Here is a 24616-nt window from a genome sequence, read left to right on the forward strand (position 1 = left end):
CCCGTCGGGGTTTGGGGGCAGAGGGCAGGCCGGTCTTGCCTCACAGGTCCGGTCCGGGGCAGAACCGGTCCCTGATCAGGCGAGGTTCATGGGCAGGGCCACGAACCGGGTCGTGTCGTTGGTTTCAACCCGGAAGAGAACCGCCTTGCGGCCATCCTTTTCTGCCTTGTCCAGCGCCTTCAGCACGTCGGACGGGCTGTTGACCTTCATGCCGGCGACTTCCAGGATCACGTCCCCCGTGTTGAGGCGCTTTTCGGCTGCCGGGCTGTCCGGATCGATTTCGGCGATAACCACGCCGTCACCTTCCATGCCCGCTTCGGCCTTGGTGGTCAGAACCAGACCAAGATCGTCGAGGCTGGTCTTGCTTTCACCTGCTTCCGGCTGAACGGCTGCAACCTGTTCCTGTTCCTGCAGGCGGCCGAGCGTCACGGTGACGTCCTCTTTCTGACCATCACGCCAGACGGTGATGTCCACGTTGCTGTCCGGCTCGTAAGCCGCAATGATCTTCGACAGCTCGCGCGGTCCCTTCACTTCGGTGCCGTCAACGGCAAGGATTGTGTCGCCCGAGCGCAGGCCAGCCTTCTGAGCCGGGCTGTTTTCCTGCGCTTCCGCGACAATGGCGCCGCGGGCCTCTTCGAGGCCAAGGCTTTCCGCGATGTCATCGGTGACGTTCTGGATCTGAACGCCCAGCCAGCCGCGAACGACTGTGCCGTCGTCCTTCAGCTCCATGATGACATCTTGCGCGGTCGAAGCCGGAATTGCGAAGGCGATACCGACGTTGCCACCGGATGGCGAGAAGATCGCGGCGTTCACGCCGATGACTTCGCCATGCATGTTGAAGGCCGGACCGCCGGAGTTGCCGCGGTTGACCGGAGCATCGATCTGGATGAAGTCGTCGTAGGGACCAGCGCCGATGTCACGGCCGCGTGCCGAAACGATACCGGCCGTCACCGATCCGCCGAGGCCGAACGGGTTACCGATGGCGACTGTCCATTCGCCGACCTGCGGCGCTTCCTTGGCAAACTCGACGTAGGTGAACTTTTCGTCGCTATCGACCTTCAGAAGTGCCAGATCGGTGCGCTTGTCGGCGCCAATGAGCTTGGCATTGAATTCCTTGCCGTCGCGGTCGATGACAGTGAATTCGGTGCCGTTTTCGATCACGTGATGGTTGGTGACCAGGTAGCCGTCATCAGAGATGAAGAAGCCGGAGCCCTGGGAAATGCCATACTGACGCGGTGCACGGCGCTGGTTGTGCTGTTGCTGCTGGTCACCGCCCTTGCCACCGAACTCGCGGAAAAAGCGCTGGAACGGGTGGCCTTCAGGCAGGCCCTTGAAGAAATCTTCGAAGCTGTCGTTGCCGCCGCCGAAATTCATCATGCGCGGCTCTGCGGCCTGCTTGACCTGAACACTGACGACGGCCGGGCTGACGGCACTGACGACGTGGGAGAAGTCCAGCGGAGCCGCTGTGTCGACACGGACTGCATCCGCCAGAGCCATCTGGCTCGGGACGATGGTCTGTGCCGTCAGCAGTCCGGCTGCGCCGAGCGCAAAGACACCTGCCAACAACTTGGCGCGGCGGGAGCGCAGGGGAGAAACTGAGCGACTGTTTTGCATGTTGTCTTCCTCTTTCGAGATACGGTTTGAAAGCCATTTCCCGGACCGCTTGCGGGGACTGCGCTCCAGGTTCGAAAGTGAAAGTAGGTGAACCAGTCTTACAGGCGCCTGTCGGCGGCATTACGGTTTTGTAAGGTTGGGAAACGGACCGGAAAACGTAAGGAAAACCGCCAAAATCAAGCAGTGAAAAGCAGAAGCTTTTTCTAGGCCAACAGCCATGAGGTTGGAAAAATCCGTGCAGGCAGGCAAGAGACACGGAAACCGCACGAGGCGCAGTCCCCCTTCCCGCTTGATCGAACCTGCATGCGATTCGCCTGTCAGGGAAAGACAACCGGCATGTCTCCGGCCTGCCACCGGCACCATTTCGGCATCACCGCCTGAAAGCGGGAAGAGTTCTCGAAGGCCTCCAGCCAGGCTTTGAGGCGTGTCCAGTCTTCACCGTCGAACCAGCTTCGGTCGGTGTTGGCAAACTGTCGAACGAACGGCAGGATCGCATAGTCGGCAAGCGAGGCCCTACCGCCGAAAAGCCAAGGCATCCGGGACAGACGGCTGTCCAGTTTCCGAAGGAAGTCGGCACCTTCGGAGCGCTCGGTTTGCCTGTCCGAGTCCGGATGTCTGGTATCGTATTTGTAGCGGTCGAGATGGCGCTTGAACGGACCGTCGCAGGCACCGATCAATGCCAGCATGTCCTCAAGATTGCCTTCCTCCGGTTGAAGCCAGCTTTCAGGGTCGGCGCGGTTCAGGGCCCAGAGCATGATATCCAGGCTCTCGTCGATCACCGTTTCACCGACCTTCAGGCAGGGTACTGTTGCCGAGGGTGAGGTTTCCAGAAACTCCGGAGCCTTGTCCCGCAACACGATTTCCCGCAGTTCGACCCGTTCACCGCTTGCAGCAATGGAGAGCCTTGCCCTGATGGCATAGGGACAACGGCGGAAGGAATACAGGATAGGCATCGTAATCGCGGTCATGCGCGTCAAATGACGCATTGGCTCCCGCAGGTCAACATTGCCGATTACACCTCATTCCAACAAAACACTTGGTTGTTTTCACAGGTTATAAAGAAAGTTTGGCGAAACTTGTTCCGATAGGGTACGGACATGAGCGACTCGCTTCTTAAGCTTGCCAAGGACAGTTCTTCGGAAAAAAAACACGAGCTAGCCGAGCACGTGACCGGTCTGCTTGTTGCCCGCGCGGATGACCCCGGCTCCGAAGAAACCCATCTTCTGAACAACATGCTTGAGGGCGTCTACGATTCCCTTGCCCATGATGCCAAGCGCAAGATGTCGGAACGTCTTGCCGACGTTCAATCCATGTCCTCCAAACTCGCTGCGGCCATGGCCAGTGACGACCTGCCCGTTGCCCAGGCTGTTCTGGAACGCTCGAAATCTCTTCGGGAAGAAGACTTGCGCAAGATCGCCGAAACCAAGGACCAGGGATATCTCCTGGCCATGGCAAAGCGCGACCATGTCAGCAAGGATCTCAGCGATATCCTGATCAAGCGCGGCAGCAAGGATGTCAAGCAAACGCTGGCTGCCAACCTCGGCGCAGAGATTTCCATGCCGGTGTTCGAAAGCCTTGTGAAGCATATGCCCAAGCAGCTTGGCGAGCGCATCCGGCATCTGCGTAAATCCAACGAGGAATTGATCGAGGACCTGTTCCGGGACGATGGCGAGATCGCCGCAGGTGCGGAACTGGTCAGGAAACATGCCAAGATCAGCCCCAAGGCCTGGCTGATGGGTATCCGGCTTGGCAAGACCACTTTGAACAAGGCGGTCTATCAGCTGGCCCAGGAGCACAACCTCCTGGACGCCGTTGCCCTGCTTTCGTTCTTTTCCGGTCTGGACATGAAATATGTCCACAACCTGATGGTCCGGTTCGATTCCACCGGCATTGCCACCGTCTGCCGCGCCACCGGCATCGGCGCAATGGAATTTCAGGCGGTCTGCAAGGAGCGCTGCAAGCATCTGAAATTTCCGGAAAGCACCGGGAGCAAGTGGCTGACCAACTATCACATGCTCGATGATACCGATGCCCGCCGCCTTCTGGCACTGATGAAGATGAAGCTGAAAGCCGCCAAGCACGAACAGGCGGCCTGACCGCAGACGCTGGCGGGATGAAAATCCGTTTCGCGTTGAAGCGGAAATTGAGTTTCAAAATCCAAGTCATTGCCGTAAAAATCGCCTAGAACTTGTGCAAATGCATATTTTTCAGGCGACTTTCATGCACTCTGACCGCAAATCAGGTTTTCGGCCAAGTTTCCGGACCGCTCTTGCTCCTGCGCTGCCTTGGCCGCAGCCGGCCGAGGCATTCCTGGCCATGCTTGGCGGTGCGGCGGGCATCGGCGCCTGCGCCCTCATGGTCTGGGGAATGCACGAATATGGAAGTTTACCGCTGTTTCTGATGGCTCCCCTCGGAGCCAGTGCCGTCCTCGTGTTTGCCGTTCCGAACAGCCCGCTCGCACAGCCGTGGTCCGCGATCCTCGGCAACACGCTGTCGGCAGTTTGCGGTGTGGCGGCAGTTGGCCTGCTGCCTGCCGAAACAGCCCCTGTCCTGGCTGTCGCGCTTGCCTTTGCCGCAATGATGCTCGGCCGGGCCCTTCATCCGCCCGGCGGTGCTGTCGCGCTGTTGATCGGGCTGTCGCCGAACCTTCTGACGGAAGTCGGTGCCGTGATGGTGGTCGTCAACACGGCTGTCATGACGAGCGTACTGGTGGCGTCAGGTCTGGTGTTTCATCGATATTCCGGACGTAAGTATCCCTTCAGAACCAGCCTTTCACAAAACGGGCCGCCACCGATGCGGCGCCTGGGACTGACCGAGGAAAATCTGTCGAGTGTGCTGACCAAGTTTCACCAGTCGACCAACCTTGGCGCGGTCGACCTGGCGCGGCTCGTGGCCGCGGTGGAAGCAGAGCTCATCCAGCCTCCATTCGAAGGGGTCTCATGCGCCGATGCCGTCAACCCGAATGATACGACTGTTCTTCCCGAGACGGACTTTCGCACCCTTGTCGGCAGACTTGAGCAAAGCGGGAAACCGGTCGTTGCCGTTGTCGGCGCGGATGGCCGTCTCACCGGCCTGGTCGACCAGCGTGACCTGTTGCACCAATTGACCGGGACCACGCAGGACATGACTTGTCCTCCAGAAACTCCGCTTGCCCGGGACATCATGCGCGCTCCCGTGACGTCTTTCGACGGCAGCCTGCCGCTTGGCGATGCACTGCATGTCATGGTTCGCGATAATCTAGATCATGTGCCGGTGAGCCAGGCTGGAACCTTCCTGGGATTTCTGACCAGATCTCTTCTGCTTGAGGCACTGGTCTGGCCGGTGGCGGACAGAAAGGCCGCCTGACACGGAGAGGCACAAGGACACCGAAAGGAGTTATCCGGAATGTGCGATGACGTCGATCTGCCTGGAGACCCTGTCTGCTTTGCCGACAAGCTGGTTGCCGGGTTTGTCGTGGATCAGCAGACGTTTCGTGATGTCAGCCGTTTCCGCACCTCCGAGCGCACCCGCCTGTATGAAAAGCGGAAGGCGCTAAGCAGTGCCGAGCGGACGGAAAAGACGACAACCCTGATCGACGAGCTTCGCCCGGTGCTGGAAACCGCCGGTTTTCAGACCATCTCCTTCTATTGGCCGATCCGCGGCGAACCGGATTTGCGCCCCTTGATGGCGGACCTGAGCAAGGCAGGGAAAACTGTTCTTCTGCCGGTGGTTCCGGAAAAGCAGACGCCGTTGATCTTCCGCCCCTGGCGCCCCGGATGTGCGATGACACGAGGCCTCTGGAACATACCCGTGCCGGAAGAAGGTCCGGCGCAGATACCGGAGGTGGTGATTGCCCCACTGGTTGGTGTCGACAGCCATTTCTATCGCCTCGGCAACGGCGGCGGCTATTACGACCGGACACTGGCCTCGCTGCCATCCAAACCACTGACGATCGGCATCGGATTTGCCTTTTGCAGGATCCCGTCGATCTTTCCGATGCCCTGGGATGTCCCGATGGACAAGGTCGTGCTGGACACTGGTCAAGAGGTGGATGAACAGGGAAAATGACCTCTGCTTCAACCGGGAGTTACTTAAAGCTACTTTTTGCTGGCAATCCGGGACACTTCATCAAACAAAGTAAATTTTCCCAAAGCAGGCATCTGCCGGCGAAACGCGCTACAAGTACTGTAAATAATACGGATAGCTCGACAGATTTATCCTTTTTTTAGCCTGCGCTTTAGACAGTTGTAAACTGTCTCCGCGGTACTGCTGTTACAAGAAAAACGGACAGCTCAAAGATGCTCAACGACCTTCTCAGTCTTGCCCAGGAAAGCACCCCGGAAAAGCGCCACCAGCTGGTGGAGCATGTTACCGAGCTTTTCGTACGCGGCGCGAACAGTTATCAGACCGAAGAAATTGCTCTGTTCAACACGGTGCTGGAAAGCATGCTTCCCACCATGGAACCGGAACAGAAGAAGGCGATTTCCGAACAGTTGGCGCCGATTGACGACACATCCAACAAGGTTGCCTATGAGCTTGCCCGCGAAGAGATCGACATCGCGCGGCCGATGCTGACGTCTTCCAATGCACTCAAGACGGAGGATATCCTCCGTCTGGCCAAGACCATGGGACAGGGGCACCTGCTGGCGATTTCCAAACGTCAACATCTTGAAGCCAATGTCACCGATGTTCTGCTGGAACGAGGCGAAAGCCCGGTCAAGCAGTCCGTCGCGGCCAACGCCGGCGCAGAGTTTTCCGAATGGGGGTCCCGTCTGCTGATCAAGCTGGCGGAACAGGACGAGAAAATTCGCGACGCCATGATGGAACGGGCGGATATTACCGAGTCAGACTACGACAAACTGATCAACCAGATGCCGGAAGCCCAACAGGCGAAGATCCGCCAGTTGCGCAAGGATAACGAGACGCTGATCCAGGATCTCTTCCACAAGGCCAGCAAGGTCGTCGCCAGTTCAAAGCTGGAACGCAAGGCGACCCGCATCAACGCCAAGGTCACGTTGAAGGAGATCCGGGCCGGGCAACGTTCGCTCAGCAAGGCGGTCACCCAGCTTTCGTTGTCCAACAACCTGTTCGACATCTGCTTCCTGCTGGCGGAAATGGCCGGGCTGGAGCAGAAATATGTCACCAACGTCATGGTCCGGTACGACTCCACCGGGGTCGCCGTTCTTTGCCGTGCCATGGGGGTGGAAAATGCGGACTACGCCGCCCTGTGCAAAGCCCGGGCGATGCACAACAAGCAGCCGCAATCGACCGCGGAAAACTGGTCCAACGACTACCAGTCGCTCACTGACCGCGACGCGCGCCGCCTGCTGTCCTTCATGAAAATCCGCTTGCAGACACTGGAAGGCCAAGCCGCCTGAGGCCGCCTTCCCCGCGACCTTTCACATCACCGGTTCATTCGCCGGGCTGCACTTCCCGCGTCACAACGGCAGCGCCCGCTTCCAGGGTGCGATGCACAGGACATTTGTCGGCGATTTCCAGCATCCGCTTCCGCGTTGCCTCATCCAGGTTGCCTTCCAGCGTGATCAGGCGCTCGAACCGGTCGATCTTGCCGTTGCGCGACTTGACGCTTTCCGCACAGTCTTCACAATCGGCCGCATGCACCTTGCCGTGCAGGATACGCGTGCCGATCCGTTCGATATCGAGGCCCTTGCGTTCGGCATACATGCGCAAAGTCATCACCGTGCAGGCACCGAGCGCCGCCGAAAGATATCCATAGGGTGAAGGACCGCTGTCGAATCCGCCAACGTCGGCAGGCTCGTCCGCAATCATCCGGTGCTTGCCGCTGGTGACCATGACCTGGAACTTGCCCTGCCCCGTCTCCACCACCTCGACACCATCCTTGGCCTCGTCGCCGGCTTGCTCCGCCTCCGGATCGAGATAACGCCCCACCCAGCCGGCAATCACACGTGCGGCATAGGCGGCGTCCCGGCTTTTGGACAGAAGGTGATCGGCTGTATCGAGAGAGACGAAGCTTTTGGGATGCTTGGCACCGACGAAGATGCTGGTGGCGTTGTCGATGCCGACAACGTCATCGAGCGGTGCATGCATCACCAGAAGAGCCTTGCCAAGATTGGTGACCTTCCGGCGAACGGACTGGGCTTCCAGATCCTCCAGGAATTCCTTGCGGATGGTGAAGTTACGCCCCTCGAGAGAGACTTCCCCTTCTCCCTGCCGGCGGATTGTATCCTCTGCGCCCTTGAAGCTGCGGATCACATGATCGGCATCAGCCGGAGCGCCGATGGTCACGACGGCTCTGACTTCGGGAATGTCGGCGGCAACGGACAAGACCGCAGCCCCGCCGAGCGAATGGCCGATCAAGAGCTGCGGTGCCTGGTAGTTCCGACGCAGATAATCGGCTGCGCGTTTCAGGTCTTCCACATTGGAGGAAAAGCCGGTCGAGGCGAAGTCGCCACCACTGCCGCCAAGCCCGGTGAAATCGAACCGCAGCACGGCAATGCCTTCCTGCGAGAGAGCGCTGGCAATATGTCGTGCGGCGGCAATGTCCTTGGAACAGGTGAAACAGTGCGCGAACAGCGCGAATGCCCTGATCTTGCCCGTCGGCAGGTCCAGCCGGGCTGCAAGACTTGCGTCATGTGCTCCGTCGAATTCCAGTTTCAGCGGGTGTTGTCCCATTTGCGAGCCTCCATGCGGTCACTCGGCTTCAGGTAAGCACACCTGATTGTCATGCAAGTCACGCATTGGTGTGAACACAGTGACCGCAGTTCTTGAACGACCTTTCAGGAAATCAGGACAGACGCCCCAGAGATCGTGGCCAGAGCGGTCAGTCCGCCTTGTCGAGCAATGCCTGCAGGCGGCGTTCTTCTTCGGCCGTCAGGCTGGGAGCGGACGTATCGTTTGCCGCGGAACGATTGCGGGCACGCTTGCGCAGGGCTGCGACAATCGCAATCAAGCCTGCAATCAGGGCAACGGGGCCGGCAGCCCAGAGAACGATTGTGTGCCAGGCGAAGCGGGGCTTCAGCAGTACGAATTCACCATAGCGTGATACAAGGTAATCGATCACCTGCTCGTCACTGTCGCCAGCGACCAGTCGCTCGCGTACCAGGACGCGCAGATCCTTGGCCAGCGGCGCGTCGCTGTCATCGATGGACTGGTTCTGACAGACCATGCAGCGCAGTCCCGCCGACAGTGCCCGCGCACGGCCTTCCAGAACCGGATCGTCCAGTACTTCGTCGGGCGCAACGGCAAGAGCCGGTGCGGCAAGCAGGCTCACACAGAGCAGCAGGGCAAGAAATACACGCTGTATCATCCGGTCACTCCGCCGCCGCCACGGTCTGCTGACGCTTGCGCGCCGGTTTCGGGGCCCCCACGCGCAGCCGCCTGTCGGCGATGGAGAACACCGCACCGAGGGACATGATCACACAGCCGATCCAGATCAGGGTGATCAGCGGCTTGAAATAGACCCGCACATCGACCGCTCCGTCGCCACGCCCTTCGCCGAGCGACAGATAGAGCTGCGAAACCCCCGCGGTGTAGATGCCGGCTTCCGTTGTTGGCATCTGGCGCGCCGTATAAATGCGCTTGGAGGGGTCTAGCTCAGCCACCAGGGTTCCACCCTGACGGATGGAGAAGTGACCGACTTCTTCAGTGTAGTTGGGACCGCGGCGCGGCGCGGCGCCTTCGAATGTCATCTGGTATCCGGCAAGCTCGACCACGTCGCCTGGACGCATGGTCAGCACACGTTCTTCCTGAAATGCGGAAGCCGTGACAATGCCGAGCACAGTAAGGCCGATGCCGAAATGTGCGGTGGCCGTTCCCCAGGCAGATCCCGGTAGACCGACAAGACGGGCAAAGCCACGCTTGAAGCCTATTTCAAAGAATTTGACACGGGTCACGATTTCGGAAATCGCACCCGCCATGACCCAGACCGCCAGCCCAACGCCAAGCGGCGCCAGCACCTTGTCCATGCCCCAGGCCCAGTAGCAGACCAGCGTCAGCAACAGGGCAAGACCGAAAGCCGCATAAAGCCGCTGGCAGGCGGCACCAAGATCAGCCCGCTTCCACGACAGGATCGGACCGAAGGGCACTGCCAGGAGCAGCGGCACCATCAGGGGACCGAACGTCAGGTTGAAGAACGGTGCACCGACTGAAATCTTCTCGCCCGTGACTGCATCCAGCACCAGCGGATAGAGCGTGCCGACAAAGACCGCTGCACAGGCTGCAGTCAGGAACAGGTTGTTCAGCACCAGTCCGCCTTCCCGGCTGATGGGGGCGAAGAGGCCACCCTGCTTCAGCATCGGTGCCCGCCAGGCATACAAGGTCAGCGATCCGCCAATGAAGACGCACAGAAGCCCCAGAATGAACACCCCGCGAGCCGGATCGGTGGCAAAGGCATGAACCGAAGTCAGGACGCCGGAACGCACCAGGAAGGTGCCGAGAAGCGACAGCGAGAAGGTGAATATTGCCAGCAGCACCGTCCAGACCTTGAGCGCCTCGCGCTTTTCCATGACGATTGCCGAGTGCAACAGCGCAGTTCCTGCCAGCCAGGGCATGAAGCTGGCGTTTTCGACCGGATCCCAGAACCACCAGCCGCCCCAGCCCAGTTCGTAGTAGGCCCAGTAGGAGCCCATGGCGATGCCGAGCGTGAGGAAACACCAGGCAAGCAGCGTCCAGGGCCGCACCCAGCGAGCCCAGGCCGCGTCGATGCGCCCGAGGATCAAGGCGGCAACGGCAAAGGAGAACGTGATCGAGAAGCCGACGTACCCGATGTAAAGCAGGGGCGGATGAATGGCGAGGCCGATATCCTGCAGGATCGGATTGAGGTCTGCCCCTTCAAGCGGCGGATTGGCGATCCGCGCGAAGGGGTTGGACGTTGCCAGCAGAAACAGGATGAAACCGGCGGACACCCAGCCCTGGACCGACAGCGTCACCGCCCTCAGATCAGCCGGCAGATTGCCACCGAAGAGGCCGACCAGAGCCCCGAAGAACACCAGGATCAGCACCCACAGAAGCATCGAGCCTTCGTGGTTTCCCCAGACGCCCGTGAACTTGTAGATCAAGGGTTTTGCCGAATGGCTGTTCTCGACAACGTTCAGCACCGAGAAATCGGAATTGAGATAGGCGCCCGTCAGCACCGCAAAGGACAGAAGGACCAGGAGAAAGAGCATCACCGAGACTGGCGGTGCCACCGCCATCAGACGCTCATCCTTCTTGAGCGCACCCCAGACCGGCAGAACGGATTGGACAAGTGTCAGGGCAAAGGCCAGCACCAGCGCGTAATGTCCGAATTCGACGATCATGTCCGTTCCTCTTCCTCACCGGCACACCGAAAAATCAGTTCGGAGTGCCTTCTTCACCCTGCCAGTGTCCCTGCGCCTTCAGCGCTTCGGCCACTTCCTTGGGAATGTAGTTCTCGTCGTGCTTGGCCAGCACACTGTCTGCAACGAAGACCCCATCCGCCCCCACGACACCTTCGGTCACCACGCCCTGCCCTTCCCGAAAGAGGTCCGGCAGGATGCCCTTGTAGGTAACGGCAACGGTATTGGCAGTGTCGGTCACACGGAAGCGGACTTCGGCATTGTCCGAGCGCACGACCGAGCCCTCCTCGACCAGCCCGCCCAGCCTGATACGCTGACCGGGTGCTACCCCATTCTGGGTAATCTCGGTCGGGCTCTGGAAAAACACGATCTCACTTCTCAGTGCGATGAGAATCAGTGTCAGGGCAACGGCCAGTACCGCGCCTGCCGCTCCTATAAGGGTCAATCGTCTTTGTTTGCGTGTCATCAGCGAAGCGTCCGATTTTCAATTCTCCGGCGCAACCGCGCCGCTTGCGGCAAGTTCGCCGCTCAACCGTCAGATAGACCAAGCTGACTGGCAGCGTCCTTGATCATGGACAAGTCTTCCGGCTTGTCGGCATAGGCCGACAGAGCTTCCGCGAGAGCCTTTTCCGCATCCTGTTTCTTTCCCAGAACCATATAGGCGCGGATCAGCCGGTTCCACTCCTCCACCGATCCGCCTTCGGTCGAAAGACGCTCGGCAAGCCCGGCAACCATATTCGAGATCATGGCCTGACGGTCATCCGCGTTCATTTCACCTGCGGCTGCGACCTCTTCCTGCGAAGGTCCGCGCAAGGTGTTAGCAGCAGGTGTTTCGCCGGTCAGCCTGGCCATTTCCTGGCGGGCGGCTCCAACCCAGGCGGCTGTCTCGTCGGCGCCTTCAAGGAGAGCCTGCCAGGCGGCAATCGCGTCGTCGTTGCGACCTTCCTGGCCAAGCGCGAGGGCCAGAAAGAAACGCGGCTTCACCGCACCCGGCTCCAGTGCAACAGCTTGTTCAAATGCAGCGCGGGCATCGGCGGTCACCAACCCCTGGTTTGCGATCGTCAGGGCTTCGCCCATGTCGGTCAGCCAGGTCTGCCTTGGTCCGAGGATCCGAATCGCGTTGGAATAGGCCTTCGCAGAGGCTTGCGGCTGGCCGAGGGACAGATAGACCGGAGCAATGACCGCCCAACCTTGTCCGTCTTCCGGATTTTCCGCCAGATGCCGCTCGACACGGGCTACCAGCAAGTCGACGGATTGTTCTTCCGCCGGCGCAGTGAGACGGCTCAGCAAGGGCTGGTCGGGGAGATCGGGAGAGCCCAGAACGAAGTAGAGTCCGAATGCTGCGACCGGCAGTACCAGCAGGGCAAGCCCTTGCGCCAGCTTCAGTCGTCCACTTTGTGGCGCGTCCTGTTTCGCGGTGTCATCCCTGTCATGCGCAGCAAGCAACCGGCGCGCGATTTCCGTTCGCGCAGCGTCAGCAGCTTCGATATCGATCAGTCCACGCTCGAGTTCCGTTTCGATCGCGGCAAGCTGCTCGCGGTACACCGCTTCGTCCGCGCTTGAAGACGCAGCCTCCTTGCGCCGCCGCGTGCGCGACAGGGGAACAAGTACCGACAATGTGGCAGCCCCGGTCAACAGGGCAATCAGGATCCAGAACACCATGGCCGCACTATAGACAATTCAATGCGAACAAAAGCAAGGTGGCTGGACTGTGACCGGCGGTCGCGGCGCAAACAATTCAGTGATGATGATGGGCCCGCGAATAACGGTTCAAGCGCGATTGCCGGACCTGGGAATGCAGCTACTTGACGGATGGCCGATCAGCGACGGCCGAGAGCATTGGCCACCAGTTTGCGCTCCGGGCTGGGGCTGGCGACACCATCGTTCTTGCTCGCCTTTGCAAAGGCGGATTGCCGGCTACGGCGCAATTGGGAGGCATAGTCCTCGCCGAAATAGATTTCCGACAGCATGACGGCGACGTCAGCAGCAGCGGCCTGCGCCTCCAGTGCCGGGCCCTTGGCCTTGCCCAGGTCGGTGATCAGCGACCGTGTCAGGATCTCAAGGGTCTGCTCCACAGCCTGGCGGGTGCGCTTGCCGATTTCATTGACGGCGAAAGTTTCGGATGCATTCCGCACCATCGCGACGACGCGCAGCGAACGAACGGCATCGTCTATCGCACTCTGATCGATCTGCAGTTTGCCGCTCTTGTCGAATTTCGGCACCTGCAGAGCCCGGCGCACGCTGCTGTGGGCACTGTTCAATTCGCGAGTGACAACGCTGGAAATGCTGCGTTTGGTCTCCGCCAGGCGCTTGTGCCACCTGCCCGTTACCGAAAGATCCATGTCACGCTCAACACCGCGTACGAGCGTGTGATACTCCGACAGAGCCTGCGAGAAGGCGACAGGGTCCGGATTGTTGTTGCGGTGTTCGAGCGCCAGGATCTGTAGGCGCTCGGCCTCGCTCATCACCACGTCCACGAATGGCGCGAACTGGGATTGGGCAATGGCTTTGGGATCGCTGTCGCCCGCCAGTCGTCCTGCAAAGGCACACAATGCCGACGGCATGTCCGACCGGTCCACGAGAGCGGCTGCGATCACCGGAACATGATCTGGAAAGCGTGCGGTGCATTTGTCGACCAGCCGCAGAACATCCGTGTCCTGTTTCAGACGGTGTTCGTTGATGCGATCGGGTATGTTCTGCAGGAAGGGAACCAGCCAGCGCTCCGCTGCGAAGATCTTCTGGATGTCGCGAACTTCCGCGATCCCGCGCTCGCCACCAAGTTCGACGGCCATCAGGCGCTTGTCTTTTTCCGAAATCTCCGCGCGGCGGAGCATATCTCCGATGGCGTCAACCGCACGTGAGCGCAACGCCTGAACCAGCGCATCCACCCGCTCACCGCTGACGGCAGCATTTCCGGCCTGCTCCAGCACGAGGCGGATATCCGCGGTCATGACATCCCGGCTGAGCCAGTTCCAGACCCGTTCGAGAATACCGCGTTGGATTCGGCCTTCCTGCCGGGTCGGCAGCATTTCGTTGATCAGAAAATCATCCAGCGGTGTGAAGAACATACGCTGTATCTGGCCGCGCCGCTGCGCGCCGCCCGGCATGCCCGGTGTAACCGGCTGCGGTTTGCGTATGAGGGCCACGGCTGCGGCAAGTACAAGCTGGATATGCGGATCGGCGAGCTTTTGAACCTTGGCCCGTTCCAAATTCCTGACCAGAGCCTCAACCGCCTTGGGGCTCAGACTTCTCAGATAGGTTTTGATTTTGGTTTCAAGCTGGTCCGAATATGCCATTCACAGCGTCAACATCGCGATCCGTTTCAACGCAAGTTTAACTGTAGAAGACTTAAGCAAGTGTTGAGAAAAACCATAGGGAATTTAAAGCACTTGGGACTGCGCAGCCTGGACGCCGCACACGGCAGAGCCGGTTTCCGACGATTGCCGGATCAGCCAATCACCTGCCAGCTACCCTGATCGGTTTCGCAAGCCGTGCCGCGCGCCTGCAGGGTTCGCCCCTGAAGCACCATCTCGTGGGTGAATTCCCGGCAGCTGGTTTCGTTGACGAAATAGACCGGGCCGGGACGGACCTGACCGCTGCGGCCAGTGCGCTCGTTCTGCCAGGCAACCGAAACCCCAAGGCCGCGCGCGCGCAACGCCCGGTTCTGCGCATCTTCCGCCGCCCTGCGATCAGACGGTTCAAGCGCATTGCCGAATTCGTTGTTCACCAGCACGGATATGGCCGTATTCGCTTCCGAACCGGCGACATTCGCATTCGGGTCACCGAAAAAGGACCCCCAAGTGTTGCTGTCTCTCGACCCTGACGTCATGGAGCAGCCTGCCAGAACCATAGCAAGAGCAAGACACGAGGCACCGCGAAGACGCATTCTTGAAAGCTCCAAGTTCTGCGGGATTCAACCAGAAGCGGTTAAAATCCGTTTGCTGACCATTTTCAAAGGCTAACGCAACTCGATATGCGCTAGAGGGCGTGAAACCGGCGGAAACCGGTCGGTGAATCAGTGTTATTTTCAATTTGTGGCCGAACTTGGCCACAACCATGTCTTTATTTCCGCGATTTGCATCACATCCTATCACAGTCCCGCAAGGCGGGTCTTATCGATCCTGATGTAAATCCCCTATTCCTTGCTGAGCGCCGGCAGAACCAGGCGTGCCTTCAATCCTCCGAGGGGTGAGCTGTCGAGGTCGAAGGTACCGCCGTAAAGGGCGGCGAGATCGGCCACGATCGACAGGCCAAGCCCCGTACCGGGCACGGTTTCATCCAGTCGCCGCCCCCGTTTGATGGCTTCGGCCCGCTGTTCCGGCGTCAATCCCGGACCGTCATCCTCGACCGTGATTGTGAACATCTCACGGTTCGTGGCCGGGTCGTTCAGGGGCGCCACCTGCACGCGAACCTTGGAACCTGCCCATTTGCAGGCATTGTCGATCAGATTGCCGCTCATCTCTTCAAGGTCCTGGCTTTCTCCGCGGAAGCGGATAGCCCCGGCCTGCGAAAACCCGACATCGACACCCTTGTCCTGATAGATTTTCCCCATGGCGCGGATCAAACGGGCAAGGACCGGCTCGGTTTCGCAGGAGACCCCGATGACCCGCCGCTGCGCCGCCATGCGGGCCCTCTCCAGATGATGCTGGATCTGGGTCGACATGATCATTGCCTGTTCGGACACCTTGTCCGCCAGAGGACCGCCGGATGCCCTCGCCTCGTTGGAAATGACCGACAAGGGTGTCTTCAGTCCGTGGGCAAGGTTACCGACATGGGTTCGTGCCCGCTCGACGATTTCCTTGTTCGACACAATCAGCGCGTTCAGCTCCACGGCCAGTGGCGCGATTTCGCGCGGCAGCGCTTCATCGATGCGTTCGGCCTCCCCCTGCCGGACTGCCGAGAGTGACGCGCGCAAACGCGCAAGCGGCCGCAAGCCGAATTTCACCTGCAGGAATATTGCCAGAATAAGCCCGAGCCCGACAATGCACAGGGTGATGGCAACCAGCCGCCCGAATTCGAAGATATCCGCCCAGAACCCAGCCGTTGCAGCCCCGACAGCAATTACATAGGCAGCATCTCCGACCGTGATTCTTTGTTGCAGCACGCGGATTTCGTCACCTGTCGGACCGACGATAAACCCGGCATTGGCATCGTCCTGCCCGATTGGCGGTGTGTTCAGTGGATCACCGACAAGGGACTCCGACGCGTAAAGGATCGACGGGCTGTCAGCACGGCGGACCGTCCAGTACCAGCCTGACAGGGGCAGGGAAAAACGCGGATCACCACGATAGGTCGGCGCGGTCAGGACCGCTGTTGCCTGGTCCGCATTGGCGTCGGCATTCGTTGCCAGCATTTCGGCAATCAACGCCTTGATATGAACCTCAAGCTGCGCATCGAACGCCCGCTCGCTCGCTCTTTCATAGAGGCTGACCAGAAAGACCCCGGCGATGGCAAGCGCAATGGTGGACCAGACCGCTGCCACGAACACCAGACGCGCGGAAAGCGAACGCTGGGGCCGGTTCAAGGGCCTGGCTTCCCGGTTGGCAGCAGTATCAGGTGTCACTCGCCGCTCCCAGGCGATATCCGAGCCCTCGGATGGTTTCGATCATGTCCGAACCGATCTTCTTGCGCAAACGGCCGACAAACACTTCCACCGTGTTGGAATCACGGTCGAAATCCTGATCGTAGAGATGTTCGGTCAGTTCGGTGCGGGAAATCACCTTGCCCTGGTGATGAAGCAGGTAGGACAGCAGGCGGTATTCATGCGACGTCAGCTTGACCGCACTGCCATCCACGGTCACCCGGCCGGACCTGAGATCCAGCCGCACCGCACCGCAAGTGAGTTCGTTGGAGGCGTGACCGGCGGCCCGGCGCACAAGCGCGCGCACGCGGGCCAGCACTTCTTCCATGTGGAAAGGCTTTGCGACGTAATCATCCGCACCGGCGTCGATGCCCGCCACCTTGTCTGACCAGCGATCACGTGCGGTCAGGATAAGGACCGGCATGGTCCGCCCGTCACGGCGCCAGTTCTCAAGAACGGACAGACCATCGAGAGATGGCAGGCCGAGATCCAGGACCACCGCGTCATACGGCTCGGTATCGCCGAGAAAATGTCCGTCCTCGCCATCTGTCGCACTGTCGACCACATAGCCGGCCTCTTCCAGGGCGGCCACCAGCTGGCGGTTCAGATCGGTATCGTCTTCGACAACAAGAATGCGCATGAAATTCAACTTTTTGAATAAAGGATCCGGAACCAGATCAACCAGCCGAAACCCGGCAGGAAGATGTCGCTTCTATCAATTACCTGTTGGCATTGACTGTGACAGTTGTCACCTTGCCACCCTTTAGGACCGACAACAGATAGACATAGCCTCCACCCTGCTGGCAAAGCTGGGCCTTGACGATTTCGCCGCCGGCCTGCCCCGCAACCGCACCAAGCGGGGCGGCCTTGCCGCTGGCCACGGCTTCGCGGGCTTGCGACTGGGACAAGCAAGCGGCTTGCGCCGGCGCGATGACGGCGAAGGTCAGGATCAAAAGGGCTAATATCTGTTTCACGTGTTCGATTCCGGTCTGCTCACGAAGTCATGCGCAAGGTGTAATCAATTTCACCTGAACGCAAGCTGAACCGGTTGTTTGGATTTCTACAGAATCCCCTTGCTCGCCGACATCTTTCCGGTACCGCGTCAGCCCAGCGCCACTTCGTCGGCCTGCAGATCGTCGTAACGCCCTTTGAACTGCTCGAACACCTGCAACGTACGCCGTGCGATCCCTGTCCAGCCGAACACCCGGCGGGCGAACCGGGCGCCTTCCACACAAAGTGTCTCGCGCATCCAGGTGTATTGCATCGGCATGTTCAGCATGGCCGCGAATTCCTCCGGCCGCTTGGGATCGGCGACCAGCGCGTGACGTCCGAATTCGATCTGCTCGAACAGGCCGCCGTGAATGGTCACCACCGTCGGCGTGCCGCAGGCCATCGCCTCAACAGCGGTCATGCCGAAGGGCTCATAGCGGGACGGCAGCGCGAATATGCCCGGTCCACGGTAGAAATCGGCAAGATCCTCGTCCGCGACATAGCCGCGCCAGCTGATGGCGTCGGCCACACCCAGGGATGCGGCGATCTCTTTCCACTGCGCAAGCAGCGCCTTGTCGCTATCGGAGTTCGCACCGGCGGCAAGCACCAACCGCGCGTCAGGCTGCAGCTTCAGGAGGCTCGGCAAGGCTTCGATAATGAGGTCGTAGCCTTTGTTTTCCGCCGCCCGACCGACAACATAAATATCGGTTTCCCGGAAATCATGCTTCCGGCGCGCATCCGCAACCACGTCAGGGGTTGCAGGCGTAAACCTGCCTTCGTCGATGCCCGGCGGGATCATGGTGATGTGCTCACGCGGCAACTGGTATTGCTCGACGATCAGGTCGGTCTGCTGCTCGGTGGTGGCGATGATGTGGTCACAATTGCGATAAAGAACGAATTCCTTCTGGATCCGCTCCTTGAAGCGGTATCCGGTCATCTCTTCCTCGCCGGCCCCCTCCATGTCGTGCTCTTTCCACCAGCCGAGCGAATGCGGCGTGTGAATGTGCGGGATCTGAAGTTCCTCGGCGATCTTCTGGCCCGCGACACCCGCGTCCCAATAGTGCGAGTTGATCACGTCGTATTGCAGCTTGCGATGGCGGATCATCGCCAGCGCATTGGTGACGAAATCACCGTACCAGTCGTGCATGTCTTCCTTGCGGATGAACTCGGATCCGCCGAAGGGCACGCGCACGACTCGCAGGTTTTCGTTGATGATATCCTCGGCCGGCTGGTCTTCGAACTGGCGCGTCATGACATCGACCCTGTAGCCGAGCCGCGCGAAGCGTTTTGCCAGTTCCAGTACGAAGACCACCTGGCCGCCCGTATCCGGCTTGCCCAGTTCCGGCGATCCGGCCACGTAACCGTGCAACGAGATCATCAGAAGCGAACCGATATTTTGCTTGTTCATGTGTTGTTACCTTGTTCGTGTGCTTTTGGTCTCCATCTTCCCAGGCGTTCTTTTGCTCTTTTTGCTCATCGGCCGGCCGGCGTTGCGGCAGGCAGCGGTCCTTCAAGGACCGGATCACACTGCCGATTGCGGCAGAAGGCCCAAAACCGTCAACCCTTCCAGCACGCCGGCCGCATGATGGGCGGCAGCCAGATAGGTCTTGTGACGCGGCAGGGCCAAGAGAAGTTCCTGGCGGGCATTGCCGACTGCAATGGCCTTGCCTGCGGCTTCGAACAGGGCAAGGTCGTTGCCGGAATCCCCGGCTGCAATCGTCCGTTCCATCGGAATGCCAAGATGGCTTGCCAGATGGCGCATGGCAGCGTCCTTGCCAGCACCGGGGGCGAGAATGTCCAGGTCGCTTGTCCCTGAATAGATATGCCCGAACGGAATGCCCGCGTTCCGGAGTTCGGCAAGAATGGCGTCCACACCGCCTTGTCCCGGAACGGCAAAACTCGCCTTGCCGCCCGTCTGGAACTCGTCGTCGTGCGCATCATACCCCAATTTCCGGACGATTTCGCGAACCTCCTCGTCAGGCCAGTCGATAAACCGGCTCTGCCAGCTTTCCAGATACAAACGGCCCAGACGGATTTCGGTTCCCAAACCGGTGATGATTGCGTCCGGTTCAAAGTCTTCGGGGAAGTAATCTGCAAGTGTCTGGTCGACACTGGCGGCCGGGCGGCTGGAGTTGAGCGCCAGTTTCAACGCCGGCCGAGCCTTTTTCAACTGCTGCCACAGCCGATCCAGATCGGGCTGGTTGCCGGTCAGGGTGTCGTCGATGTCGCTGACCAGCAGCCAGGTGTCACTGTTGCCCGCGTGCCCGGTCACCGGCCCTCCCCTTCCTGATCAGGCGCCCTGTGCGTAACCGCATAGACAGGTTCGACCAGATCCTCCGTCACCGGACGGCTCAACGTCTCGACAACCAGGTCCCTCAGGCAGACGGCAGCGCTTTCGGTATAGAAGCCGATACCGCCCTCGACAAAACTGTCGTCAACCAGCGAGAGCACGACATACCCGTCGATCGAGAACTCGAAATATAGGCCGTGTGCCACAACTTCGATCTGCCACGGGCCGTGATCGCTGCCGCGAAAATGAGCTTCCTGAAGCGGATCGTAGCGGAAGGCATGCTCGAATTCCGGTGTCGGGTTTGCTCCCCAGGCGCGCATCTGGGCGATGCCATTGACGAGATCCAGAGAGAGATAATAGCCATCTCCCTCGTCGTTCATCCTGAGAACAAGGCCGGTTTTGCCCAGCCCCTCCAGCATAAGCTGTGCCCTCAGGCGGAAGTCCTCGTGCTTGCCGGGCAGGATGAAGGCTTCATAGCCGCTCTTGCAGGACAGATGCAGCCCGTCCGGCCGATCGACGGCCGAAGCATGCGGATTGGAATAAAGAACCTTGCACTGGTAGGACGCGGTCACGATCTGGCGTTGCGTGACCAAATCCGTGAAGTCGGAATTCGATTTCAGCTTGAGCCGGCCGGCACTGTCGGTCACCAGCTCCTTGGGCGGCGGCAGCAACTTCTTCACGACCTCCCGGCCGTAGACGTGCTCGGTCTTGGAAAAGAAATTGAACAGCAGCAAGCGGTCATCAGTCCGGCAGATCCGGCCGGCATAGTTGCCGGTGGGCAGGATCACGTTGTCGAAGAAGTTCTGGTAAGGGCCATCGATCGTCTCGGAATACCAATAGTGAATCTTGGTATCTTCGCGTATGGACCCCATCAGGTAATAGCGACCGTCGAGACGAAACAGGTTTGGTACTTCGACGTCGTCATACAGGCCGGGACGATAAAGCGGAGCTTCGAACGTGAACTTGTCCGGCCTGGCTTCCCGCGCAAGCCCCACGCAGCCGCGCCGGATCACCGGACCGTCCTTCACCCTCGCGGAAGCCAGCAGCAGGCGCTCGCCCGTGTCTTCGTCGATATAGAAGAACGGATCGCGGAAACTGACCCACTGGCGACCTTCGTCAACAGTGCTTTCATAGAGCGGTCCCGGCACCTGCAGGGGATAGTTGCCGTGATTGCAGCGTTCCCAGGTATAGAGATCCTTTGATCGCGCCAGCCCGACCCGTTGCACCCGGCCATATTCCGCCCTGGCAAGGCCGGTATAGAACATGCGCCATTCGCCCTTCCGGTCAGGATCGGGCGTCACATGCATCGTCCAGAGCATGTCATCGTCCCATTCCCCGGGCTCACCGACAAACAGCGCGTTCTTGACGCGGCGCCAGGTCATGCCGTCGGTGCTGACGGCATGCGCGATGAAGTCGTGATTGGGCAGCACCAGATGGAACAGATGATAGATGCCGTCGTGATAGACAACATCGACGTCGCCAATGTCCGACCGCAGAAATCCATGGGATGCATACATGTCCTAACCCTGCCCAGATGTTTCAACAGGATCAAGTGCCTAAGCCAAAAAATTTGCAGTGCAACATGACCGGTCGGAGCAAGACGTCCCGTCCGCCATGCCCTTTGGTCACAGCCGGCTTGCCCGACACCGGCTCAAAGTTGACGCGGAAGCGACCAGATCGCAGCCATTCGCGAGATCCCGTGCACTCCGCCAAATGCCTACAATATGATCGCACCAGACAAGATTACGGGTCATATTCGCATTCCCTTCAGGGCAGTATCCTCTAGAATGACACCATGATGGGCCGCCATTCGACCTCACTTCGGGACCTCCGCCGCGAACCGAACGCTGCGCGCAAGGCCTTGCGCCTGGTCTGCCGTCTTTGCGCCTTGCTGCCATTGGTGCTTTTGCCTGCCCATGCCTCGGCCTGTTCCCTTTCCCTGGTTCTGGCCATGGACGGATCGGCAAGTGTCGATGCGCGCGAACACACGTTGCAGCTCAACGGTCTGGCGGACGCGTTGAGCGATCCCGAGGTTGTCCAGGCAATCGAGGCGGTTGGCGGGATCTGGGTCACAAGTTTCGAATGGAGCGGCCGCCACCAGCAACTGCTCCAGCTCAGGTGGAGCAATCTTTTTGATGCCGCAAGCGCCGCCAGTGCGGCGGAGATCCTGCGCCGCTCGCCGAGAGGCTACACGGAGTTTCCAACCGCGCTCGGTTACGCACTTGGCCATGCGGCGACCCTGATGCAAAAGGCACCTGTACCTTGTGTTCGAAAGGTCATCGATGTCGCTGGCGACGGTATCAACAATGAGGGTTTCGGCCCCGAAAGCGCTTACAGGGCGTTCGACTTCCAAGACATCACCGTCAACGGCCTGGTGATTTCCGGTGATGACGAGACACCGATTCGCTATTACCGGAGCCAGGTCATCAAGGGGCCGGGTGCCTTTGTCGAGGTCGCCGCAAATTACGACGACTACGCGGAAGCAATGAAGCGCAAACTGCTGCGGGAAATATTCGGCAGCGGTTACGCGTCCCTGCGCTGACGTTCATTTCACGCCCGGCGGCGCTCCGCCCGGGCTGAAATGGCCTCACCAAATTCCGTTTCCGGCATTTTCTCCCGCAAGGCCCTCAGGAAAAGCTGCTTCTGCGTCTCAGGCGCCAGTCCGCCCAGAGGTGGATCCCGGTCCAGATTGGTCGGGAAGGAATATCCCTCCGCACAGGCAGAGACCGCCGCTTCCAACCGGGCACCAGCCATCGTTGCCTGTTCGGTTTTCTCCAGAAGCACCGGATAGAGCGCCCGGCACATGGCATCCCGGTCAACGCTTTCCATGGCACGGCCAAACGCGGAAGATACCTGAAGCAGGTTCGCCATGCGCTGAATATCTGCGCTGGAGTTCTCGCCGGCGGCGTGGAACAACGCCGGATTGAAGAACACCGCATCACCCTTGCGCAAGGGGATCTGCACGTAGTTCTCTTCGAAAAAGTCCTTGAATGCTTCCAACCGGTAGGCGGCATAGCCCGGTCGATAGTGCTGTGAAAACGGCAACAGCTTCGTCGGCCCGCTTTCTATTGGCATGTCGGTATGGGCAACGGCTCCCTGCAGGGTCATGACCTGTGACAGGTCGTGGACATGGGCCGGATAGCGCGCGCAGTCCTCGGAGGACTGGAAGCCGAGGTGATAATCCCGGTGCGCCTGTTGCGCCTTGCCGCCTGGACGTACGAGATTGACCTGCGCCGTCATCTGGTAATTCGGCCCGAGCCAGGCCTCACAGACGGCATCGATGGCAGGATTGGCAAAATAGTCCGCAAACACATCCGGAGCTTCCAGGCAGAGTTTCTGCAGCGAATTCCAGATCCTGTCGTTGGCACCGGCAGCCGCGAAATGATCGGCGCCACCACCCGACGCGGCTTTTTCCTCGGCAATGATCCTATTATAGACTTCCGTTGCCCGGTCTATCGGGTTGACGTCCTTGTACGCTTCTTCCAACACCAGCACACCCGAGTGCTGCTGCAGTACCTGTGCCCACTCGGCCATCAGCCGGCTGCGGCTTTCACGCCCTGCGAGGACAGTTTCCAGATCGGCGACCCGGTAGACGGGAATGCCGGCAACCACCCTGTAGGCATTTGGCACGGCACCGACGTCCAGTTTTTGCGACACAAGTTTCCTGAAGTCCTCGATATCGCAGCTGGCAGCGTTGAAATAGGCTTGATGCTCGACACGTTTGTCCATGATCCCCTCCCAGGTTTCGTTGCCCGCAATGCTATCAAGATGTGTCTTGATCGGACTGCAAATTTCCATCAAGAATCCATCAAATGACCCACCGCTTCCCGATCAAGGAAATCGCGCTTCAGGCAGGTCTCGGCACCGCCACGGTTGACCGCGTGCTGAACGGGCGAGCGCATGTCAGCCCTCAGACCCGTCGCAGGGTGGAAGATGCGATAATCGAACTGGAGCAGCAGGTAGGACAATTGGCCGCCAGGGGCCGGCGGCTTTTCTTTGATGTGGTTATGGAAGCGCCGAACAGGTTCAGCCGCGAAGTGCGCCATGCCTGCGAAACCGTGCTGACCGACCTGCGCCCGACCTCGATCCGTCCCAGGTTCACTTTCATCGAAACCATGTCGTCACCCGAATTCAGCGCTATTTTGCAACGGATAGAAAAGCGTGGCAGTCAGGGTGTCTGCCTCAAGGTGCGTGATACGGATGAGGTCCGGCAGGCAATTGCAGGGCTGGCGGAGCGCCGTATTCCCGTCGTGACTGTCTTTACCGACATTCCCGGTTCCGAACGTCTTGCCTACGTCGGACTGGATAATCGCAGTGCTGGCAAAACGGCTGCCTATCTCATGCACAAGCTTCTGCCTGCCGGCGGCACCGTGTTGACCACGCTCAGCCAGCATGCCTTTCAGGGCGAGGAGGAACGCTACGAAGGCTTCCGACAGGAACTGGGGCGTCTTCGCCCGGAATGCGGGCTGGTGGATGCCAGCGGCGGCGGTGGCCTCAATCCCGAGACGAGGCGTGAAGTCACGGAAAAGCTGGTCGCGTCACCGCCAATTTCCGGGGTCTATTCCATGGGAGGCGGCAACAGGGCCATCCTGCAGGCATTGTCCGAAGCCGATCAGATGCCAAGCGTCTATGTGGCGCACGACCTGGACAAGGACAATCTCGATCTTCTCCGTCAGGAACGTCTGACCCTGGTGCTCCATCACGACCTGCTGTCCGACATGCAGACGGCCTTCCGGCACCTTTTGGCCTATCATGGCATCGGGACATCTCCCTCCACCAAAACGAGTGATGTTCAGGTGGTGACGCCCTTGAACATTCCGTCCAGGTTCAATGAACCGGACTGACCTGGCAGGGCTGATTTCCTCG

At 59.8% G+C, this 24616-nt stretch carries 22 protein-coding genes; 6 read left to right on the forward strand and 16 right to left on the reverse strand.

Annotated elements, in window-relative coordinates:
- Nucleotides 1-75: 75 nt before the first annotated feature.
- Nucleotides 76-1614, reverse strand: coding sequence for a Do family serine endopeptidase (locus ACYQ54_RS11635; protein ID WP_460082345.1), 1539 nt, complete (start codon nucleotides 1612-1614; stop codon nucleotides 76-78).
- Between the two features lie 317 nt (nucleotides 1615-1931).
- Nucleotides 1932-2600 (reverse strand): glutathione S-transferase, encoded by a 669-nt coding sequence (locus ACYQ54_RS11640; protein WP_460082349.1) that lies wholly within the window; start codon nucleotides 2598-2600, stop codon nucleotides 1932-1934.
- Between the two features lie 111 nt (nucleotides 2601-2711).
- On the opposite strand from ACYQ54_RS11640, the gene ACYQ54_RS11645 reads away from it, so the two are divergent.
- From ACYQ54_RS11645 to ACYQ54_RS11660, 4 genes are all read left to right on the forward strand, one after another.
- Nucleotides 2712-3710, forward strand: a complete 999-nt coding sequence (locus tag ACYQ54_RS11645) for a DUF2336 domain-containing protein (protein WP_460082352.1) — start codon at nucleotides 2712-2714, stop codon at nucleotides 3708-3710.
- Between the two features lie 124 nt (nucleotides 3711-3834).
- Nucleotides 3835-4959: an HPP family protein gene (locus tag ACYQ54_RS11650; protein WP_460082355.1), complete on the forward strand. Its 1125-nt coding sequence runs from the start codon at nucleotides 3835-3837 to the stop codon at nucleotides 4957-4959.
- Between the two features lie 39 nt (nucleotides 4960-4998).
- Entirely contained in the window at nucleotides 4999-5661 is a 663-nt protein-coding gene (locus ACYQ54_RS11655; protein WP_460082358.1) for a 5-formyltetrahydrofolate cyclo-ligase, read from the forward strand.
- Nucleotides 5662-5891: 230 nt separating this feature from the next.
- A complete protein-coding gene (locus ACYQ54_RS11660; RefSeq protein ID WP_460082361.1) occupies nucleotides 5892-6971 on the forward strand; it encodes a DUF2336 domain-containing protein in 1080 nt (359 codons plus the stop codon).
- A 34-nt stretch (nucleotides 6972-7005) separates the two neighbouring features.
- Here ACYQ54_RS11660 and ACYQ54_RS11665 read toward each other — a convergent pair whose 3' ends face one another.
- The 13 genes from ACYQ54_RS11665 to ACYQ54_RS11725 all read right to left on the reverse strand — a co-directional run bounded on the left by ACYQ54_RS11665 (nucleotide 7006) and on the right by ACYQ54_RS11725 (nucleotide 21267).
- Entirely contained in the window at nucleotides 7006-8247 is a 1242-nt protein-coding gene (locus ACYQ54_RS11665) for a bifunctional alpha/beta hydrolase/OsmC family protein (protein ID WP_460082362.1), read from the reverse strand.
- 148 nt (nucleotides 8248-8395) lie between these two features.
- Nucleotides 8396-8881 carry a cytochrome c-type biogenesis protein gene (locus tag ACYQ54_RS11670; protein WP_460082365.1) on the reverse strand — a complete coding sequence of 162 codons (486 nt, stop codon included), beginning with the start codon at nucleotides 8879-8881 and terminating at the stop codon, nucleotides 8396-8398.
- A 4-nt stretch (nucleotides 8882-8885) separates the two neighbouring features.
- A complete protein-coding gene (locus ACYQ54_RS11675; protein WP_460082366.1) occupies nucleotides 8886-10871 on the reverse strand; it encodes a heme lyase CcmF/NrfE family subunit in 1986 nt (661 codons plus the stop codon).
- A 34-nt stretch (nucleotides 10872-10905) separates the two neighbouring features.
- Nucleotides 10906-11355 carry a cytochrome c maturation protein CcmE gene (gene ccmE / locus ACYQ54_RS11680; RefSeq protein ID WP_460082368.1) on the reverse strand — a complete coding sequence of 150 codons (450 nt, stop codon included), beginning with the start codon at nucleotides 11353-11355 and terminating at the stop codon, nucleotides 10906-10908.
- A gap of 62 nt (nucleotides 11356-11417) precedes the next feature.
- Nucleotides 11418-12551, reverse strand: coding sequence for a c-type cytochrome biogenesis protein CcmI (ccmI, locus tag ACYQ54_RS11685; RefSeq protein ID WP_460082370.1), 1134 nt, complete (start codon nucleotides 12549-12551; stop codon nucleotides 11418-11420).
- Between the two features lie 158 nt (nucleotides 12552-12709).
- Nucleotides 12710-14185, reverse strand: coding sequence for a hypothetical protein (locus ACYQ54_RS11690; protein WP_460082371.1), 1476 nt, complete (start codon nucleotides 14183-14185; stop codon nucleotides 12710-12712).
- Nucleotides 14186-14337: 152 nt separating this feature from the next.
- Complete coding sequence (locus tag ACYQ54_RS11695) at nucleotides 14338-14775, reverse strand: RT0821/Lpp0805 family surface protein (RefSeq protein WP_460082373.1); 438 nt, start codon at nucleotides 14773-14775, stop codon at nucleotides 14338-14340.
- A 249-nt stretch (nucleotides 14776-15024) separates the two neighbouring features.
- Nucleotides 15025-16452 carry an ATP-binding protein gene (locus tag ACYQ54_RS11700; protein ID WP_460082376.1) on the reverse strand — a complete coding sequence of 476 codons (1428 nt, stop codon included), beginning with the start codon at nucleotides 16450-16452 and terminating at the stop codon, nucleotides 15025-15027.
- A complete protein-coding gene (locus tag ACYQ54_RS11705) occupies nucleotides 16442-17110 on the reverse strand; it encodes a response regulator (protein WP_022997835.1) in 669 nt (222 codons plus the stop codon). The genes ACYQ54_RS11700 and ACYQ54_RS11705 overlap by 11 nt, the downstream gene beginning before the upstream one ends.
- Nucleotides 17111-17189: 79 nt before the next feature.
- Nucleotides 17190-17444, reverse strand: a complete 255-nt coding sequence (locus tag ACYQ54_RS11710; protein WP_460082378.1) for a PepSY domain-containing protein — start codon at nucleotides 17442-17444, stop codon at nucleotides 17190-17192.
- Nucleotides 17445-17572: 128 nt separating this feature from the next.
- Nucleotides 17573-18868, reverse strand: coding sequence for a glycosyltransferase (locus ACYQ54_RS11715; protein WP_460082380.1), 1296 nt, complete (start codon nucleotides 18866-18868; stop codon nucleotides 17573-17575).
- A gap of 114 nt (nucleotides 18869-18982) precedes the next feature.
- Nucleotides 18983-19732, reverse strand: coding sequence for an HAD-IIB family hydrolase (locus tag ACYQ54_RS11720; RefSeq protein WP_460082382.1), 750 nt, complete (start codon nucleotides 19730-19732; stop codon nucleotides 18983-18985).
- Nucleotides 19729-21267 carry a glycosyl hydrolase gene (locus tag ACYQ54_RS11725; protein WP_460082384.1) on the reverse strand — a complete coding sequence of 513 codons (1539 nt, stop codon included), beginning with the start codon at nucleotides 21265-21267 and terminating at the stop codon, nucleotides 19729-19731. The genes ACYQ54_RS11720 and ACYQ54_RS11725 overlap by 4 nt, the downstream gene beginning before the upstream one ends.
- Before the next feature lie 281 nt (nucleotides 21268-21548).
- Between ACYQ54_RS11725 and ACYQ54_RS11730 the strand changes: the two genes are divergently transcribed.
- A complete protein-coding gene (locus ACYQ54_RS11730) occupies nucleotides 21549-22292 on the forward strand; it encodes a DUF1194 domain-containing protein (RefSeq protein ID WP_460082386.1) in 744 nt (247 codons plus the stop codon).
- Nucleotides 22293-22300: 8 nt separating this feature from the next.
- On the opposite strand, the gene ACYQ54_RS11735 is transcribed toward ACYQ54_RS11730, so the two are convergent.
- Nucleotides 22301-23479: a phytanoyl-CoA dioxygenase family protein gene (locus ACYQ54_RS11735; protein ID WP_460082388.1), complete on the reverse strand. Its 1179-nt coding sequence runs from the start codon at nucleotides 23477-23479 to the stop codon at nucleotides 22301-22303.
- Between the two features lie 83 nt (nucleotides 23480-23562).
- Between ACYQ54_RS11735 and ACYQ54_RS11740 the strand changes: the two genes are divergently transcribed.
- A complete protein-coding gene (locus ACYQ54_RS11740; RefSeq protein WP_460082390.1) occupies nucleotides 23563-24594 on the forward strand; it encodes a LacI family DNA-binding transcriptional regulator in 1032 nt (343 codons plus the stop codon).
- Nucleotides 24595-24616 lie beyond the last annotated feature (22 nt).

It is taken from the genome of Roseibium sp. LAB1 (assembly GCF_054658235.1).